This is a genomic window from Actinomadura physcomitrii (assembly GCF_008923205.2).
GTDB classification, from domain to species: domain Bacteria; phylum Actinomycetota; class Actinomycetes; order Streptosporangiales; family Streptosporangiaceae; genus Spirillospora; species Spirillospora physcomitrii.
In genome coordinates, this window is sequence record NZ_WBMS02000010.1 from 132,011 (window position 1) to 149,173 (window position 17,163).

General features: G+C 73.7%; 15 protein-coding genes. 12 read left to right on the plus strand and 3 right to left on the minus strand.

Annotation, left to right across the window (positions count from 1 at the left end):
- The first annotated feature begins 30 nt into the window (after positions 1-30).
- Genes F8568_RS15090 through F8568_RS15105 form a run of 4 tightly spaced genes read left to right on the plus strand, consistent with a single transcriptional unit; the run spans position 31 to position 3,450 of the window.
- Entirely contained in the window at positions 31-768 is a 738-nt protein-coding gene (locus F8568_RS15090) for a PIG-L deacetylase family protein (protein WP_151594170.1), read from the plus strand.
- Entirely contained in the window at positions 765-1,463 is a 699-nt protein-coding gene (locus F8568_RS15095; protein ID WP_151594171.1) for a 4-carboxy-4-hydroxy-2-oxoadipate aldolase/oxaloacetate decarboxylase, read from the plus strand. Before F8568_RS15090 ends, F8568_RS15095 begins: the two co-directional genes overlap by 4 nt.
- Positions 1,460-2,512 carry a 4-oxalomesaconate tautomerase gene (locus F8568_RS15100; RefSeq protein WP_202124966.1) on the plus strand — a complete coding sequence of 351 codons (1,053 nt, stop codon included), beginning with the start codon at positions 1,460-1,462 and terminating at the stop codon, positions 2,510-2,512. The genes F8568_RS15095 and F8568_RS15100 overlap by 4 nt, the downstream gene beginning before the upstream one ends.
- Positions 2,509-3,450: a catechol 2,3-dioxygenase gene (locus F8568_RS15105; RefSeq protein ID WP_151594172.1), complete on the plus strand. Its 942-nt coding sequence runs from the start codon at positions 2,509-2,511 to the stop codon at positions 3,448-3,450. The genes F8568_RS15100 and F8568_RS15105 overlap by 4 nt, the downstream gene beginning before the upstream one ends.
- A gap of 59 nt (positions 3,451-3,509) precedes the next feature.
- On the opposite strand, the gene F8568_RS15110 is transcribed toward F8568_RS15105, so the two are convergent.
- On the minus strand, positions 3,510-4,289 hold the full coding sequence (locus F8568_RS15110; RefSeq protein WP_151594173.1) for an NAD(P)-dependent oxidoreductase: 780 nt from the start codon (positions 4,287-4,289) through the stop codon (positions 3,510-3,512).
- Between the two features lie 103 nt (positions 4,290-4,392).
- On the opposite strand from F8568_RS15110, the gene F8568_RS50365 reads away from it, so the two are divergent.
- Positions 4,393-5,070: a GntR family transcriptional regulator gene (locus F8568_RS50365; protein WP_328600888.1), complete on the plus strand. Its 678-nt coding sequence runs from the start codon at positions 4,393-4,395 to the stop codon at positions 5,068-5,070.
- 108 nt (positions 5,071-5,178) lie between these two features.
- Positions 5,179-6,315 carry a 5-methyltetrahydropteroyltriglutamate--homocysteine S-methyltransferase gene (locus tag F8568_RS15120; RefSeq protein WP_151594174.1) on the plus strand — a complete coding sequence of 379 codons (1,137 nt, stop codon included), beginning with the start codon at positions 5,179-5,181 and terminating at the stop codon, positions 6,313-6,315.
- A 43-nt stretch (positions 6,316-6,358) separates the two neighbouring features.
- Here F8568_RS15120 and polA read toward each other — a convergent pair whose 3' ends face one another.
- On the minus strand, positions 6,359-8,989 hold the full coding sequence (polA, locus tag F8568_RS15125) for a DNA polymerase I (RefSeq protein ID WP_151594175.1): 2,631 nt from the start codon (positions 8,987-8,989) through the stop codon (positions 6,359-6,361).
- A gap of 175 nt (positions 8,990-9,164) precedes the next feature.
- On the opposite strand from polA, the gene F8568_RS49575 reads away from it, so the two are divergent.
- Together F8568_RS49575 and F8568_RS15135 are read left to right on the plus strand one after the other, a co-directional pair.
- Complete coding sequence (locus F8568_RS49575) at positions 9,165-10,451, plus strand: PP2C family protein-serine/threonine phosphatase (RefSeq protein ID WP_151594176.1); 1,287 nt, start codon at positions 9,165-9,167, stop codon at positions 10,449-10,451.
- 40 nt (positions 10,452-10,491) lie between these two features.
- Positions 10,492-11,298 (plus strand): SAM-dependent methyltransferase, encoded by an 807-nt coding sequence (locus tag F8568_RS15135; protein WP_151594177.1) that lies wholly within the window; start codon positions 10,492-10,494, stop codon positions 11,296-11,298.
- Positions 11,299-11,376: 78 nt separating this feature from the next.
- Here F8568_RS15135 and F8568_RS15140 read toward each other — a convergent pair whose 3' ends face one another.
- Positions 11,377-12,888, minus strand: coding sequence for a M20/M25/M40 family metallo-hydrolase (locus F8568_RS15140; RefSeq protein ID WP_151594178.1), 1,512 nt, complete (start codon positions 12,886-12,888; stop codon positions 11,377-11,379).
- A gap of 278 nt (positions 12,889-13,166) precedes the next feature.
- Between F8568_RS15140 and F8568_RS15145 the strand changes: the two genes are divergently transcribed.
- The 4 genes from F8568_RS15145 to F8568_RS15160 are packed head-to-tail and all read left to right on the plus strand — an operon-like array spanning position 13,167 to position 17,145.
- Entirely contained in the window at positions 13,167-15,746 is a 2,580-nt protein-coding gene (locus F8568_RS15145) for a sensor histidine kinase (protein ID WP_151594179.1), read from the plus strand.
- Positions 15,743-16,180, plus strand: coding sequence for a roadblock/LC7 domain-containing protein (locus F8568_RS15150; RefSeq protein ID WP_151594180.1), 438 nt, complete (start codon positions 15,743-15,745; stop codon positions 16,178-16,180). Before F8568_RS15145 ends, F8568_RS15150 begins: the two co-directional genes overlap by 4 nt.
- A 7-nt stretch (positions 16,181-16,187) precedes the next feature.
- Positions 16,188-16,574, plus strand: coding sequence for a DUF742 domain-containing protein (locus F8568_RS15155; RefSeq protein WP_151594181.1), 387 nt, complete (start codon positions 16,188-16,190; stop codon positions 16,572-16,574).
- A complete protein-coding gene (locus F8568_RS15160; protein ID WP_151594182.1) occupies positions 16,555-17,145 on the plus strand; it encodes a GTP-binding protein in 591 nt (196 codons plus the stop codon). Before F8568_RS15155 ends, F8568_RS15160 begins: the two co-directional genes overlap by 20 nt.
- Positions 17,146-17,163 lie beyond the last annotated feature (18 nt).

Here is a 17,163-nt window from a genome sequence, read left to right on the forward strand (position 1 = left end):
GTGGTTCCGCATGTCGATGGAGGAAGCCGAATGAGCACCGATGCCGTCGGTCCGCTGCTCGTGGTGAGCGCGCACGCCGGTGATTTCGTATGGCGGGCGGCAGGGGCGATCGCGCTGGCCGCCGAGCGCGGGGACCGGGCGAAGGTGGTGTGCCTGAGCTACGGCGAGCGCGGGGAGTCCGCGCGGGCCTGGCGCGAGGGCAAGGGCCTCGAGGAGATCAAGGCCCTGCGCCGGGGCGAGGCGGAGGCCGCGGCGGCCGAGCTGGGCGCCGAGATCGAGTTCCTGGACGCCGGCGACTACCCGCTCCGGGAGACGCCCGAGCTGGTGGACCGCCTCGTCGGGATCTACCGGGAGGTCGCGCCGGCCGTGGTGCTGACGCACACGCTCACCGACCCCTACAACGGCGACCACCCGGCGGCCGCCCGCATGGCGATGCAGGCGCGGGTGCTGGCGCAGGCCATCGGGTACGACGCGCCGGGCGAGCCGCTCGGGGCGCCGCCGGTGTTCCTCTTCGAGCCGCACCAGCCGGAGATGTGCGACTTCACGCCCGACGTGCTGCTCGACATCACGCCGGTCTTCGAGCGCAAGCGCAAGGCGATGGAGTGCCTGCCCGCGCAGGTGCACATGTGGGAGTACTACACCGAGCTGGCGAAGCGGCGGGGCGTCCAGCTGAAGCGGAACGCGGGCCCGAACCTGGGCCTCCCCCACGAGACGATGGCCGAGGCGTACGTCCGTGTCTACCCGCAGACGACGGGGGTGCTGGCATGAGGACGGTCGTGGTGACCGACCCGCCCCGCGCGGACGCCGCGCTGGTCGGTGAGCTGGGCGGCTTCGGGGTCGCGACCGTCCACGAGGCGATGGGGCGGACCGGCTACCTCGGCCCCGGCATCCGGCCCGTCCACCTGGGCGCGCGGGTCGCGGGGACGGCGGTGACGGTGCTGTCGTGGCCGGGCGACAACCTGATGATCCATGTCGCGGTCGAGCAGTGCCGTCCGGGCGACGTGCTGGTGGTGGCGACGACGTCGCCGTCCACCGACGGGATGTTCGGCGAGCTGTTCGCGACGGCGCTGCAGTACCGGGGGGTGCGCGGGCTGGTGATCGACGCCGGGGTCCGCGACGTCGCCGACCTGCACTCGATGGGGTTCCCGGTGTGGTCGGCGGCCGTCAGCGCGCAGGGCACGGTGAAGGCGACGCCGGGCGCGGTCAACGTGCCGGTGACGATCGGCGGCCAGGTCGTCCGGGCGGGCGACGCGATTCTCGCCGACGACGACGGCGTGGTCCGCGTCCCGCGCGAGCAGGTCGCCGACGCGGTGCACGCGGCGCGCGCGCGGGAGGAGAAGGAGAACGCGACCCGCGCGGCATTCCAGAAGGGCGAACTCGGGCTCGACCGCTACGGCCTGCGCGACCGGCTGCCCGGCATGGGCATCGAGTACGTCCCCTACAGCGAGTACGGCGAGTCATGAGCGCCGGGATCCGCTGCATGATGATGCGGGGCGGGACGTCCAAGGGCGCCTACTTCCTCGCCGACGACCTGCCCGCCGACCCGGCCGAGCGCGATGATCTGCTGCTGCGGGTCATGGGCACTCCCGACGCCCGGCAGATCGACGGGATCGGCGGCGCGCACCCGCTGACCAGCAAGGTCGCGGTCGTCTCCCCCTCCGATCGGCCCGGCGTCGACGTCGAGTACCTGTTCCTGCAGCTCGGCGTCGAGGAGCCGACCGTCTCCGACAGGCAGAACTGCGGGAACCTGCTCGCCGGAATCGGCCCGTTCGCGGTCGAGCGCGGCCTCGTCGCGCCCGAGCAGGGCCGGACCAGCGTCCGCATCCGGATGGTCAACTCCGACAGCGTCGCGACCGCCGTGTTCGCGACGCCGGGCGGCGCCGTCGAGTACGAGGGCGGCACCGCGATCTCCGGAGTGCCCGGCACCGCCGCCCCCATCTCCCTCGACTTCGAGGACACCGAGGGGTCGGCGTGCGGCGCGCTGCTGCCGACCGGGAACGTCCGGGACGTCGTCGACGGCGTCGAGGTGACGTGCGTCGACAACGGGATGCCGGTCGTGGTCGCCGCCGCGTCCGACCTCGGCGTCACCGGCTACGAGCACCCCGCCGACCTGGCCGGTCTGCGCGACCGGATCCAGTCGCTGCGCCTCGCGGCCGGGAAGCTGATGGGCCTCGGCGACGTGACGGAGGCGTCCGTGCCGAAGACGACGCTGGTGGCGCCGCCGCGCGCCGGCGGCGCCGTCTGCACCCGCACCTTCATCCCGCTGCGCGTGCACGCCTCGATCGGCGTGCTCGGCGCCGTCACCGTCGCGACCGCGCTGCTGATGGACGGCGCGGTCGGCCACGACCTCGCTGACCTGCCGGCGCCGGGCGCGCCGATGGGCATCGAGCACCCCACCGGCCGGCTGGACGTCGCGGTCGAGCTGGACGGCGCGTCCGTGCGGCGGTCCAGCATCGTCCGGACCGCCCGCAAGCTCTTCGACGGAACCGTCTTCCCCCGGAGGTCCCTTTGATCACGCACGAGATCGCGCACGTCGGGAGCGTCGAGCTGCTGACGCCCGTCCCGGACGAGAGCCTGCGGTTCTTCACCCGCGTCATGGGCCTCACCGAGGTGGGCGCCGAGGGCGACTCGGTGTACCTGCGGACGTGGGACGACTACGAGCACCACACGCTCAAGCTGACCGCGCACAGCACGTCCGGCATCCGCCGGACGGCGCTGCGGACCTGGTCGCAGGACGCCCTCGAACGGCGCGTCAAGGCGATCGAGGAGGCGGGCCTCGGCGTCGGCTGGCGCGACGGCGACCCCGGCGTCGGCCCGACGTACGTGTTCCGCGACCCGGACGGCCACGAGCTGGAGCTGTACTGGGAGAGCGAGTGGTTCGACGCGCCGCCGGAGCTGCGGCCGGCGCTGAAGAACCAGGCCCAGGCGTACCCGGCGCGGGGCGTGTGCGTCCGGCGCCTCGACCACGTCAACTTCCTGTCCGCCGAGGTCGAGCCGAGCACCGACTTCCTGATCAACGTCCTCGGCGGGCGCACCACCGAGCAGATCCGGCTGGACAGCGGCGACATCTCCGGCCGCTGGCTGCACTTCACCAACAAGTCCTACGACATCGTCTACACGCGCGACTGGACGGGCGCGAACGGGCGGCTGCACCACGTCGCGTTCGCGACCGACACCCGCGAGGACATCCTCCGCGCCGCCGACATCTTCCTCGACCACGGCGTCTTCATCGAGACGGGGCCGCACAAGCACGCCATCCAGCAGACGTTCTTCCTGTACGTCTACGAGCCGGGCGGCAACCGGATCGAGCTGTGCAACCCGTGCGCGCGGCTGGTGCTGGCGCCCGACTGGAAGCCGATCACCTGGACCGAGGCCGAGCGCGCCAAGGGCCAGGCGTGGGGCCTGAAGACGATCGAGTCCTTCCACACCCACGGCACCCCGCCCCTCTGACCGTTGACTTGTGGCGTGTCGTGGTTATAAGGCGCCTCTTAACCACGACACGCCACAAGTCAACGGGAGAGGCGGCGGAGGAGGTCGCGGGACGCGGCGGCCATGGTCGGGGGGACGTCGAGCTCTTTGAGCATGTCGGCAGCGGCGGCCATCTCGGCGGCGCGGCGGACGGCGTGCCGGTGCGTCCCGGCGACGAGGCGGTCCACGGTCGGCTCGCCCGCCGCGGCGAGCTCCTCGACGATGTTGCCGCGCAGCCAGTCCTCGCAGCCGGCGGCGCGCGCGGCTTCCAGCGCCTCGACGACCGACGCGGCCAGGCCCTTGAAGAAGACGCTGCGCAGCAGCTTGCGGGTCGCGGCGGCGCCGGCCTCGGCGTCCATCACCTCGACGGACGCGCCGAACCCGGTGAGGATCGCCGCGGCGTCCGCCGCCGCGTCGCCGCTGGCCAGCATGGGGGTCGACAGGCCGCGTCCGGGCACCGGCGCCATGATCGCGACGTCCGCGAACCGCACGCCGGCCGCCTTCGCGGTCGCCGCCAGCTCCCGCTTCAGCCCGGGCGAGGCGGTGTTCAGCTCGGCCCAGACGGCGCCGCCCGCGCCCGGGACCCCGGCGCGCAGCGCGTACGCGGCGTCGTGCGCGCTGTTCACGCTCAGCACGAGGTCGGCGCCGGCGGCGGCGTCGGCCTCGCCGGTGGCGGCGACGGCCCCGTCCGGTGCCGGGACGGCGGGGTCGTAGGCGCGGACGGCGGCGCCGGCGGCGACCAGGTCGCGCGCGATCGCCCCGCCGGCCTCGCCCAGCCCGAGCACGGCGACGACCGGTGTCCGCCCGGTACCCTGCGACATTCGAGCCTCCTCGCCCGCGGTGGCGCGGCCCGCCGCTAGACTTGGGGGGCCGCAACAAAATTGGCGACAATATCTTCGCACGGGGGTTCCGCGGGAGGGAACAGTGCCGACAGCCGACGACCGGGAGACCGGCCGCCCGGTGGCGACCGGGATCCGGGAGGCGATCCTCTCCGGGGAGTTCGTGCCCAACCAGCGGCTGGTCGAGGCCGACCTCGCCGAGCGGTTCGGCGCGAGCCGCGCCGCGGTCCGCGCCGCGCTGCTGGAACTGGCCAACGAGGGGCTCATCGAGCGCGTCCAGAACCGCGGCGCCCGGGTCCGCGCGATCTCGCTGCAGGAGGCCATCGAGATCAGCGAGTTGCGGATGGTGATCGAGGGGCTGTGCGCCGCCAAGGCCGCCGAGCGGGTCACCGAGGACGGCGTCCGGCTGCTCACCGAGATCGCCGACGACATGCGCGCCGCCGTCGCGGCCGGCGACGTGTTCGGCTACTCCCGGCTGAACGAGCGGCTGCACCGCCAGATCCGCGAGATCAGCGGCCAGCGCACCGCCGCCGGGGTGCTGGAGCGGCTGCGCGCGCAGAGCGTCCGGCACCAGTTCAAGCTGGCGATGCACCCCGGCCGGCCGGCGGTGTCGCTGCCCGAGCACCTGGCGATCATCGAGGCGATCCGCGACCGCGACCCCGAGGCCGCCGAGCGGGCCGCCCGCGAGCACCTGCGCAGCGTCATCCGCACCCTGCCCGAGGCGGACCGCACCCGGCCGCACGGCAACGGCCTGGCCCCCTGATCCGCCGGTCGGCGGCGATCCTGGGCACCCGATTGATCGCCGTTGCGGGAGTGCCTAGATTGGCGGTGGAGCCCGTTCCGGCAGCACCGTCTCGGTCAGGGAGCCGCCATGTCCCCGTCTGCGCAGTCCCCGCGAACCCGCCCGCCCTTCCGCGCCGACCACGTCGGGAGCCTGCTCCGCCCGCCCGACCTGCTGGCCGCGCGCGACGACCACGCCCGGGGCCGCATCGACGCCCGGCGCCTCGCCGAGGTGGAGGACGCCGCGATCCGCGACATCGTCGCGATGCAGCGCCAGGCCGGGCTGCGGACCGCCACCGACGGCGAGTTCCGCCGCACGTCCTGGCACATGGACTTCATCTACCGGCTCGGCGGGATCAGCCCGGCTGACGAGCAGATCAAGGTCAGGTTCCGCAACGAGTCCGGCGACCTGGAGTTCAGCACGGCGGCGCTGCGCGTGCACGACCGGGTCCGCCTCGATGAGACGATCTTCGCCGACCACTTCCGCTTCCTGCGGGACGCGGCGGGCGAGGGCGTCACGCCGAAGCTGACGATCCCGTCGCCGAACATGGTCCACTACCGCGGCGGGCCGGCGGCGATCGATCCGAAGGTGTACCCGGACATCGAGGAGTTCTGGTCCGACCTGGCCGCCGCGTACGCCGAGCAGGTGCGGCGGATCGCCGGCCTCGGCTGCCGGTACCTGCAGCTGGACGACACCAGCCTGGCCTACCTCAACGACCCGAAGCAGCGCGCGATGATCGCCGAGCGCGGCGACGACCCCGACCGCCTGCACCTGCGCTACATCCGGCAGATCAACGCGGCGCTGGCGGGCCGTCCCGCCGAGCTGGCCGTCACCACGCACATGTGCCGGGGCAACTTCCGCTCGTCGTGGACGGCCGAGGGCGGCTACGACTTCGTCGCCGAGGCGCTGTTCTCCGAACTGGACGTCGACGGGTTCTTCCTGGAGTACGACGACCCGCGCTCGGGCGGCTTCGAGCCGCTGCGGTTCGTCCCGCCCGGGAAGACGGTCGTACTCGGGCTGGTCACGACCAAGCGCGGCGGGCTGGAGTCGAAGGACGAGCTGAAGCGGCGCATCGACGAGGCCGCCCGGTTCGTCCCGCTGGAGCAGATCTGCCTGTCGCCGCAGTGCGGCTTCTCCTCCACCGTCGAGGGGAACGTGCTCACGGCGGACCAGCAGTTCGCCAAGCTGCGGCTGATCGCGGAGACCGCCGAAGAGGTCTGGGGCTGAGCCGGCGCCTCCGCCCTCCGGTGAAGCCGGCGGCGGACGGGCCTCAGTGGGCGGCGGCCGCCCAGTCGGGACCGGTGCCGATCGCCACGTCCAGGCCGACCGTGAGCGGGTACGCCGCGGTCATCTGAGCGCGCACGAGGTCGCGGACGGCCTCGTGCTCGCCCGGCGCGACCTCCAGGACGATCTCGTCGTGCACCTGCAGCAGCAGGCGGCTGCGCGCCCCGGCGGCGGCGAGCGCCGCGTCCACCCGCAGCATCGCGATCTTGACGATGTCGGCGGCCGAGCCCTGCACCGGCGCGTTCAGCGCCATCCGCTCGGCGGTCTCCCGGCGCTGCCTGTTGTCGCTGGTCAGCTGGGGCAGGTAGCGGCGGCGGCCGAGCAGCGTGCGGGTGTAGCCGGTGACGCGGGCCTCGGCGACGACCTCGTCCAGGTAGTCGCGGACGCCGCCGAGCCGCGCGAAGTAGGCGTCCATCAGCGGGCGCGCCTCCGCCATCGCGATGCCGAGCTGCTTGGCCAGGCCGAACGCCGACAGCCCGTAGGCGAGCCCGTACGACATCGCCTTGATCTTGCGGCGCTGGTCCGGGGTCACCGCGTCCGGAGCGACCTGGAAGACCCGCGCCGCCATCGTGCTGTGCAGGTCCTCGCCGGACGCGAACGCGGTGAGCAGCGTGGGATCCTGCGACAGGTGCGCCATGACGCGCAGTTCGAGCTGCCCGTAGTCGGCGGTCAGCAGGGCGTCGAACCCGTCGCCGGGCCGGAACGCGCGGCGGATCCGCCGCCCCTCCTCGGTGCGCACGGGGATGACCTGCAGGTTCGGCTCGGCGGAGGTGAGCCGCCCGGTCGCCGCGACGGTCTGCTGGAAGGTGGTGTGGACGCGCCCGTCCGCGCCGACCTCCCGGACGAGCCCGGCGACCGTCGCGCGCAGCCGGGCCTGGTCGCGGTGGTGCAGCAGGATCTGCGGCAGCCCGCTGTCGGTCTGGGTCGCCAGCCAGGTCAGCGCGTCCAGGTCGGTGGAGTACCCCGACTTGATCTTCTTGGTCTTCGGCAGCCCCAGCTCGCCGAACAGCACCTCCTGGAGCTGCTTGGTGGAGCCGGGGTTGAAGCGGCGCCCGGCGATCCCGGCCGCGTCGTCGGCGGCGCGCTCCATGCCGGCGGCGAAGTGCCGCTCCAGCTCGTGCAGGGCCTCGGCGTCCACGGCGACGCCGGCGCGCTCGGCGCGGGCCAGCAGGCCGGACAGCGGCAGCTCGACGTCCTTGAGCAGCTCGTCCATCCCGGTGGAGGCGAGGTCGGGGGCGAGCCGTCCGGCCAGGTCGAGGACGGCGCCGGCCTGCAGCATCAGCCCGTCCGGGCCGTCCTCGGGCGGGCGGCGGCCGAGGTAGCGGGCCGCGACGTCCGCGACCCCGTACGCGGCGAGCCCGGGCAGCAGCAGGTATGCGGCCATGGCCGTGTCGATGGTGACGCCGCCGAGCCGCCACCCGCACTCGGGCAGCACGCGCAGCAGCGCCTTGGCGTCGTGCACCGCCTTCGGACGGTCCGGGTCGGCGAGCCATTCCGCGAACGCCGTCTCGTCGCCGGAGGTCAGTGCGGACGGCTCGAACGCGGCGGCGAACCCGTCGGCGGTGGCCAGCGCGACCCGGTGCACGTCGCCGGCGCCGCGCGCCCACGTGCAGTCGGCGGCGAGCCCGACCAGCCCGGTCGCCTTCCCGGCGAGCCACGGCGCCAGCTCGCCCGGGCCGAGCTCGTGGCCGCGCAGCACGGGCCCGGCGGGCTCCTCCGGCCAGCCGCCGCCGGGGTCGGCGGCGAACAGGCGCTGCCGCAGGCTCGCGTTGCGGAACTCCAGGTCGTCCAGGAGCGAGGTGAACGCGGCGATGTCGTAGGGGCGGCGCCGCAGGCCGGCGATGTCCACGGGCAGGTCGACGTCGCGGACCAGCTCGGTGAGCCGCCGGTTCAGCCGCACCGTGTCCAGCGCGGCGCGCAGCCGCTCCCCCGCCCTGCCCTTCACCTCGTCGGCCCGGTCCAGCAGCGCGGCGAGCGACCCGTACTCGCGGATCCACTTCGCGGCGGTCTTCTCGCCGATGCCGGGGATGCCCGGCAGGTTGTCGGACGGGTCGCCGCGCAGCGCCGCGAAGTCGGGGTACTGCGCGGGCGTCAGCCCGTACTTCGCCTCGACCGCCTCCGGCGTGTACCGGACCATCTCCGACGCCGTCCGGTAGAAGTACAGGACGGTCACGTCGTCGCCGACGAGCTGGAGCGCGTCGCGGTCGCCGGTGACCACCAGGACCTCGAGGCCCTCCGCCACGGCCCGCGTCGCGAGCGTCGCGATGACGTCGTCGGCCTCGTAGCCGGGCGCCCGCAGCACGGGGACGTTCATCGCGCCGAGCAGGTCGTCGAGGACGGCGAGCTGGCCGCCGAACCCCTCGGGCGAGCGCGACCGCGTCGCCTTGTAATCGGGGAACGCCTCGGTGCGGAACGTGCGGCGCGAGACGTCGAACGCGACCGCGAGATGGGTCGGGCGCTCGTCGCGCAGCGCGTTGGCCAGCATGTTCGCGAACCCGTAGACGGCGTTGGTGGACTGCCCCGCCGTCGTGCTGAAGTTCTCGACCGGCAGGGCGTAGAACGCCCGGTAGGCCAGCGAGTGGCCGTCGAGGAGCAGCAGGCGGGGCCGGTCGGTCATGGACCCATCCTCGCAGCCGCGCCGGTTGTACCGCCGCGGCCCGCCCCGGCCGGAGGGAAGCGGAGGCTCCTTCCGCGAATCGCTTGCGGTGGACGCCGGGGCGCGGAATGATCATGTCAGCACGATTCAGCGCCCCTCGTCACTATTCACCGAGCGCCCGCAGGAGGCGTAGGACGTGAACGCCGAATCCGAGCCCGCCGGGCGGCGGCTGCTGAGCGCCGCGAGCATCCGGATGGCCGGCGTGCTGGACATGGAGCGGGTCGCGCGGCACCTGGTCGCGGTCGCGCTCGACGGGTTCGCCGACACGGTCGGGGTGTACGTCGCCGAGCAGCTGATCGTCGGCGACGAGCCGCCGCACCTGCCCGGCACCGGGGCCGTGGAGGCGCGCCGGATCGCGGTCGGCGCGTCCGGCGCCGACCTGGAGCCGCTGTTCCCGGCCGGGGAGATGGTGGTGTTCGCGCCCGGCAGCGCCTACGCCGCCTGCCTCGCCGACGGGACGCCGCAGCGCTTCGCCGAGCTGGACCGGCACTTCGCGGTCAGGCCGCGGGTGCCGCCGCCGCGCCCGGCCCGCGAGCGGCTCGCCGGCCTGTCGGACTTCCTGCTCGTCCCGCTGCGGACCGGGGAGGCCGTGCTCGGCCTCGTGGCGTTCGCGCGCGGGCCGGCGGCCGGCCGGTTCACCGCCGCCGACACCGCGCTGGCCGGCGAGCTGGCCGCGCTCACCGCCCGCTGCCTGGACGGCGCGCGCCGCTACCAGCGCGAGCACGCGGCGGCGCGGGCGCTGCAGGCGGGGCTGCTGCCGCTGCCGCCGGGCGCCGTCCCGGGCGTGCAGGTGGCGCACCGGTCCGTGCCCGCCGGGCGGGCCAACCTCGTCGGCGGCGACTGGTGCGACATCGTCCCGCTGCCCGCCGGGCGGATCGCGCTCGTCATCGGCGACGCCATGGGGCACGGCTCGGCCGCCGCCGCGGCCATGGTGCAGCTGCGCGCCGCCGCGCGCACACTGGCGCTGCTCGGCAAGGACCCGGCTGAGATCCTCACCTGGCTGGACCGCATCGCCCCGGACATCGGGCCCGTCCAGTTCGCGACCTGCGTGTGCGCCGTCCTGGACCCCGCGGCCGGCACCGCCGAGATCTGCCGCGCCGGGCATCCCCCGCCGATCCTGGTGCATCCGGACGGCGGCTGCGACGTCCTCGACCTGCCCCCGGGGCTGCCGCTCGGCCTGGACGGCGCCGACTATGAGAGCGTCCGGGTGACCGTCCCGGACGGGTCCACCCTCGCGCTGTACACCGACGGGCTGATCGAGAGCCGCGCCCGCGACCTGGAGGCCGGGATCGCGGCGCTGCGGTCCGCGCTCGGGGGCGGCGCGGCCCGGCTGGAGGACGCGTGCGCCGACGTCGTGGCGAAGCTCGCCCTCCCACCGAACGACGACGACGTGACCGTGATGCTCGTCCGCACCGGCACCTGACCGGCGCGGGCGCGCCGACCGCACAACGAGAGGGGACCCGTTGAACGACCCGGACTGGGCGAGCGGCATCGACCCGAACCAGGCGAGCGTCGCGCGCGTCTACGACTACCTGCTCGGCGGCGTGCACAACTTCTCCGCCGACCGCGACATCGCCCGCACGCTGGAGGTGATCGAGCCGCGGGCCCGCGCGATCACGGCGGCGAACCGGGCGTTCCTGGTGCGGGCGGTCCGGTACCTCGCCGAAGAGGCGGGGATCCGGCAGTTCGTCGACATCGGCTCCGGCATCCCCACGCAGGGCAACGTGCACGAGATCGTCCACCGGGTGGACCCGGCGGCGCGGGTCGTCTACGTCGACCGCGACCCGGTGGCCATCGCGCACAGCACCGCGCTGCTCGCCGGCGAGCCGAACGCCGCCGTGATCCAGGCGGACCTGACGCGCCCGGCGGACATCCTCGGGCACCCGGCCGTCCGCAAGATGATCGACTTCGACGAGCCGGTCGCGCTGCTGCTGGTCGCCGTCCTGCACTTCATCACCGACGAGCAGGACCCGTCCGGCATCCTGGCCGAGCTGACCGCGCCGCTGGTGTCCGGCAGCCAGCTGGCGGTCAGCCACGGCACGCACAGGCAGGAGACCGGCGAGGCGGTCACGAAGGTGTACCGGCGGGCCGTCGCGCAGGGCGAGCCGACGCTGCGCACCGCCGAGGAGATCGGCGCGTTCTTCACCGGCTTCGACCTGGTCGACCCCGGTCTGGTGCACGGCCCGCTGTGGCGTCCCGACGCGCCGGACGACGTGCCGGACGACCCGTCGAGCTTCTGGTTCCTCGCCGGCGTCGGCCGCAAACCCTGACCATCGTCCCCGCCGGCCGGCGGCGGGACGCCGTCATGCGGTGTCACATGACGGCGCCCCGCCGCGACGGACGCCGGGTCAGCGGGTGAGGTAGGAGCCGACGCGGGCCGGCTCGGCCGGCTTCGCGAGGGCGTGCTTGCGCGCCAGGGCGTTGCCGTTCACGGTGAGCGTGCTGTGCGCGAACAGCTCGGTGACCGCCGCGGTGGCGTCGATCATCTGGTCGAAGCCGCGCAGGTTCACGTTGTCGTAGCGGTCGCAGGCGGAGTGGTAGCAGGGGTCGTAGGCGACGCCGGCGGTGCCGCCGTACACCTTCGCCTGCTCCTCGGTCTTGATCTTCTCGGCGCCGGTGAAGATGCCGCCGGCCGGGATGCCCGCGGTGATGAAGGCGTTGTAGTCCGAGCGGCCGTCGAACGCGGTCGGGTCGGTGGCGAGCCGGCGTCCGGCGAAGTGGTCGTTGAAGGCCTTCTCGATCGCGCCGGTGCCGGGCGGGGTCTCGACGTTGTTGCCGCCCTCGCTGTTGTCCCCGTCGTAGACGAACCGGACGTAGTTCGGCGAGGCGAGCATGTCGAAGTCGAGCATCAGCGCGATCTTGTCGCGCTCGGCCTGCGGCAGGTTGTCGACGTAGTACTGGGAGCCGAGCAGGCCCTCCTCCTCGGCGCCCCAGAACGCGAACCGCACCTGGTTGCGGACCTTCTTGCCGAGCTTGTGGATCTGCTTGGCCATCTCCAGCAGCGTCGCGGTGCCGGAGCCGTCGTCGTTGATGCCGGGCCCGGCGACGACGCTGTCGTTGTGCGCGCCGACCACCACGACGTTGTCGGGCCGGCCGCGTCCGGTGTCGGCGATCACGTTGGCCGCCTCGCGCTTCTGGTTGGTGGTGTCGGTCTTGACGCGCAGCGTCACGCCGCCGTTGCGCGCCTGCTCGACGAGGTCGGTGCCGACCGCGTTCGTCGGGCCGACGACGGGGATCGAGAACGGCGTGGTGAGCGTGCCCGCCACCGGTCCGGGCTGGTCGGGCAGCTGGTAGATGACGACGGCGCTCGCGCCCGCGGCGACGGCGTTGCCGGCCTTGACGGAGAAGAAGCAGCCGCCGCGCTGGATCAGCGCGATGTTCCCTTTCGGGAAGCCGGTGAAGTCGCCGGCCTCGCAGCCGCTGCCGGTTCCGGACGCGCCCGGGTCCACGGGCGTCGCGGCGGCGGTGACGTCGCCGGACCCGGAGTACTGGAGCGTCGCGAAGTCGGTCTCGGGGGTGTAGGTCTTCGGCGTGGGGGCGGTCTCGGCGAACGTCGCGGGGGCGTTCTCCTGCCAGAAGTCGAAGGTGAAGTTCTGGACCGTCGGCTTGTAGCCGTACCGCTTCAGCTGGTCGGCGACGTACTTGATCGTGATCTTGTTGCCGTCGAGGCCGGCGGCGCGGTTGCCGCCGTTGGCGTCCGCGATCTTCTGCAGGTCGAGCTGGTGCCCGCGGACGGCCTTGAGCGTGACGAGCGAGGCGAGCCGGGACCGGTCGGGTCCGGCGGCCTGGGCGTCGGCCGCCGCCACCGCGGTGGCGGCGAGCGACAGCCCGAGGAGGGAGGCGAGCGCGGCTCTGCGCATGACCGTGTCTCCGTTGCGTGGGGGACAAATTGCACGAAGCGTGACATGTGGGCTTACTCGCAACAAGATCCAGAGTTGCCAATCCGCGGCCGTAGCCGGAAGCGGCCAGCGCCGTCCAGACGTCCCCGTTTCGGCCCTGATGTCGAGGTCGCCGCGCGTACACGTCTGACAAATGAGAGTTGATACCCCTGGTCAGCTATAAATCAGACTCAGTATGCTGCGGGCCCTTGCAGCTCGGCGACGGAGCCGGCTCCGCAACGCGAACAAGGAGTGAACCGGTGACGCGACCCGACCAGGCGCCCGCGCCGCCGCGGCGTCCGCGCATCCGGACCGGCCGGGCGCCCGTCTCGACCGGCCGGGCGCGCACCCGCAGCATCCGGCGCCGGATCGCGCTGCTGCTGGCCGTCCCGCTGGGCTCGCTGCTGGTCCTGTGGCTCGTCCCGACCGGCGTCACGCTGTCGAACGCGCTCGAGCGCTACGACTTCGCGAAGGTCTACGACAAGGTCGGGGTGCCCGCGACGACCGCCATCGAGGCGATGCAGCAGGAGCGCTCGGCGGCCGTCGCGTCGCTGGCCCAGCCGAAGGCCGCGAACGAGACGCGGTTCAGGACGCAGGAGGCCAGGACGGACGCGATGGTGGCCGCGTTCCGCAAGGAGGCCTTCTCCTCCGACGCCACCGACGCGATGGCCGACGGTGTCGAGCAGCGCCTCCGCGTGCTCAGCGGCGCGTTCGACGAGCTGCAGTCGCTGCGCGCGCAGATCCGCATCGACGGCACCACGCCGCTCGGCGCGATCGGCGGCTACAGCAAGATCATCGACGGTACGATCCGCGTGCTCACCACGATGGCCAGCGTCAACACCGTCCCGGTGTACCAGCAGACCAACGCGCTGCTGGACAACTACTGGGCGCGCGAGTTCATGCTGCGCGAGGCCGACCTCGTGTCCGGGCTGCAGCGCGGCAAGCTGGGCTCCGACGAGCGGACCACGTTCGCCGGCTGGGCGAGCACCCGCGCCCAGTTCTTCGAGCTCGGCCGCGCCGCCGGGAACGGCCCGGTCTCCAAGATCATGGAAGACCTGGCGAACTCGTCGCAGTACACCGCCTTCACGGCCCTGGAGAACTCGGTGGTGAACAACGGGTTCGCCCCGTCCCAACGCGAGTGGCGCGCCGCGATCGCGGCGCTGTCGCCGGTCTGGCTGCAGGCCGCGAAGAAGGCCGGCGACGCGGTGAGCAGCAGGGACGTCGAGCCCGCCGGCCGCCGCATCATGCTCAGCTTCTACCTGATCGGCGGGCTCGGCCTGCTGGCCGTCGCGGCCTCGGTGGTCCTGTCGCTGCTGTTCGCCCGGCGCATCACCGAGGAGCTGCGGCACCTGCAGCGGACCGCGCAGGAGCTGGCGCACGAGCGGCTGCCGCGGGTCGTGGCGCGGCTGCGGCGCGGCGACACCGTCGACGTCGAGGCCGAGGTGCCGCCCCCGGTCATCGGCGGCACCCGGGAGATCGCGCTCGTCGGCGAGGCGTTCGGCGCCGTCCAGCGGACCGCGGTGAGCACCGCGGTCGGCGAGGCAGACCTGCGCGAGAGCATCAACCGGGTGTTCGTGAACCTGTCCTGGCGGAGCCAGTCGCTGCTGCACCGCCAGCTGCGGCTGCTGGACCAGATGGAGCGCCGCGCCGCCAGCCCCGAGGAACTGGACGACCTGTTCCGCCTCGACCACCTCACCACCCGCATGCGCCGGCACGCCGAGGGCCTGGTCATCCTGTCCGGGTCGCCGACCGTCCGCGCCTGGGACCACCCCGTGTCCGCCGAGGACGTCATCCGCGCGGCGATCGCCGAGGTCGAGGACTACACCCGGGTCGAGGTGACCGGCGCGTCGTCGGCCGCGGTGACCGGCGCCGTCGTCGCCGACGTCATCCACCTGCTCGCCGAGCTGATCGAGAACGCCGCGTCGTTCTCGCCGCCGACCACCGAGGTCACCGTCAAGCTCGACACGGTCGCCAACGGGCTGGCCGTCGAGATCGTCGACCGCGGCGTCGGGCTCGACCCCGACGAGCGCGACGAGCTGAACCGGCGGCTGTCCAGCACCGTGGAGTTCGACCTGGTCGACACCGAGCGGCTCGGGCTGTTCGTCGTCGCGCGGCTCGCCGACCGGCACGGCATCAGCGTGTCGCTGCAGCCGTCCCCGTACGGCGGGACGAGCGCCGTCGTGCTGGTCCCGCACTCGCTGGTGGTGCTGGACGAGCCGCGCGAGCTGCTGAGCGGAGCCGAGCCGCCGCTGGTCGCGCACCCGGTCGGCTCCGCGACGAGCGCGCCGCGCGGGCTGGCCCGCCCAGGGCGTCCCGCGCTGCCGGGCCCGGCGTACGCGGCGCCGGGCGGGCCGCCTGCCGAGCCGCCCGCCGAGACGTTCGGCCAGGCCGAGACGTTCGGGCAGGCCGAGACGTTCGGGCAGGCCGGGGCGTTCGGCCGGGCCCAGCAGCTCGACCAGGCGGGAACGTTCGAACAGGGACCGCCCGACGCCGCGCCGGAGGCGCCGGCGGGCGGGCGGCCAGGGCCGTCCGCCGTGGATCCGGGCGGGTCTCCCGCCGAGTCGAGCGAGGTGACGGGCCGGCTCCCCCGCCGGGTGCGGCAGCGCAACATGGCGCCGCAGCTGCGCGCGCGGCCCGCACCGGGCCCCGTGCCGGGCCCTGTGCTGGGGCACGCGGGCCCCAGCGGGGCGTGGGGCCCCGCGCCGGCCGAGGAGTACGAGGAGCCGAGCCCGGAGGTCAGCCGGGACCTGATGTCATCGCTACAGTCGGGATGGCTTCGGGGCAGGGACGACGACGATCCGGACGACCGCGATCCGCGCGATGAATGGGGGCAGGGATGACGCAGCAGGGCCACGCCACGGGAGAGCTGGACTGGCTTCTGGACGATCTGGTGAACCGGGTCGGGGAGGTGCACCAGGCCGTGCTGCTGTCGCGGGACGGCCTGGTGATGGGCGCCTCCGGCGGGGTGACCCGCAAGGACGCCGAGTTCCTCGCCGCGCTGTCGTCCGGCTTCCACAGCCTGGCCAACGGCGCCCGCGAGCACTTCCAGGCCAAGCAGGTCCGGCAGACGGTCGTCGAGCTGGACGGGCTGCTGTTCTTCGTGATGCCGGCCGGCAACGGCAGCTGCCTCGCGGTGCTGAGCGACGCGGGCGGCAACGCGGGGCTGGTCGCCTACGAGACCACCATGCTGATCAAACGGGTGCGGCGGCAGCTCGGCACGGCGCCGCGGGCGCAGGACGCGCCCGACCCCTCGCAGGCCGGCGCCCCGGGCTGAGCCGGCCGTGGAGACACCGAGAGAGCGCTGGGTCGGCGCGGACGCCGGCCCGATCGTGCGGCCGTACGCGGTGACCCGCGGGCGCACCCGGCCCCGCGGGCTCGACGTCGACCTGGTCACGCTGCTCGTCGCGACGGGCCGCACGCCCGGCGAGCGGGTGTGGCTGTCGCGCGAGCAGCGGCGGCTGCTGGAGCTGTGCCGCCGCCCTTCCACCCCCGCCGACCTGGCCTCCGACACCGACCTGCCGCTGCGGGTCGTGCAGATCCTGCTGGCGGACCTGCACCAGTACGGCCTCGTCGAAGAAGTCCACCAGGCCGAGCCGGCCGGGCGGAGCACCGGACGTCCCGACCCGAAGATCCTGATGAGAGTGCTCGATGAACTCCGCCGCTTATGACCCCACCGCGCCCGCCGAGGACCTCCCCGCGCACACGCTGAAGATCCTCGTGGCCGGGGGATTCGGCGTCGGCAAGACGACCCTGGTCGGCGCGGTCAGCGAGATCCGCCCGCTGCGCACCGAGGAGGTCCTCACCGACGCGTCCGTCGGCGTGGACGACCTCGGCGGCGTCGAGCGCAAGACCACCACGACCGTCGCCATGGACTTCGGCCGGCTCACCTTCTCCGGCGGCGTCCGGCTGTACCTGTTCGGCACGCCCGGGCAGGAGCGGTTCTGGTTCATGTGGGACCAGATCGCCTACGGCGCGGTCGGCGCGATCGTGCTGGTCGACACGCGCCGGCTGCCGACGAGCTTCGCGTCCATCGACTTCTTCGAGAACCGGGGGATCCCGTTCGTCGTCGCGGCGAACGTGTTCGACGGCGCGCGCCGCTACACCACCGAGGACATCGCCGACGCCCTCGACCTCGACCCGGACGTCCCGGTCGTGCTGTGCGACGTCCGGCACTACGACTCGGCCAAGAACGTGCTGATCCGGCTGGTCGAGCACGCCCTGCAGTCGGCGACGGCGTGATCGGACGGCGTGATCGGA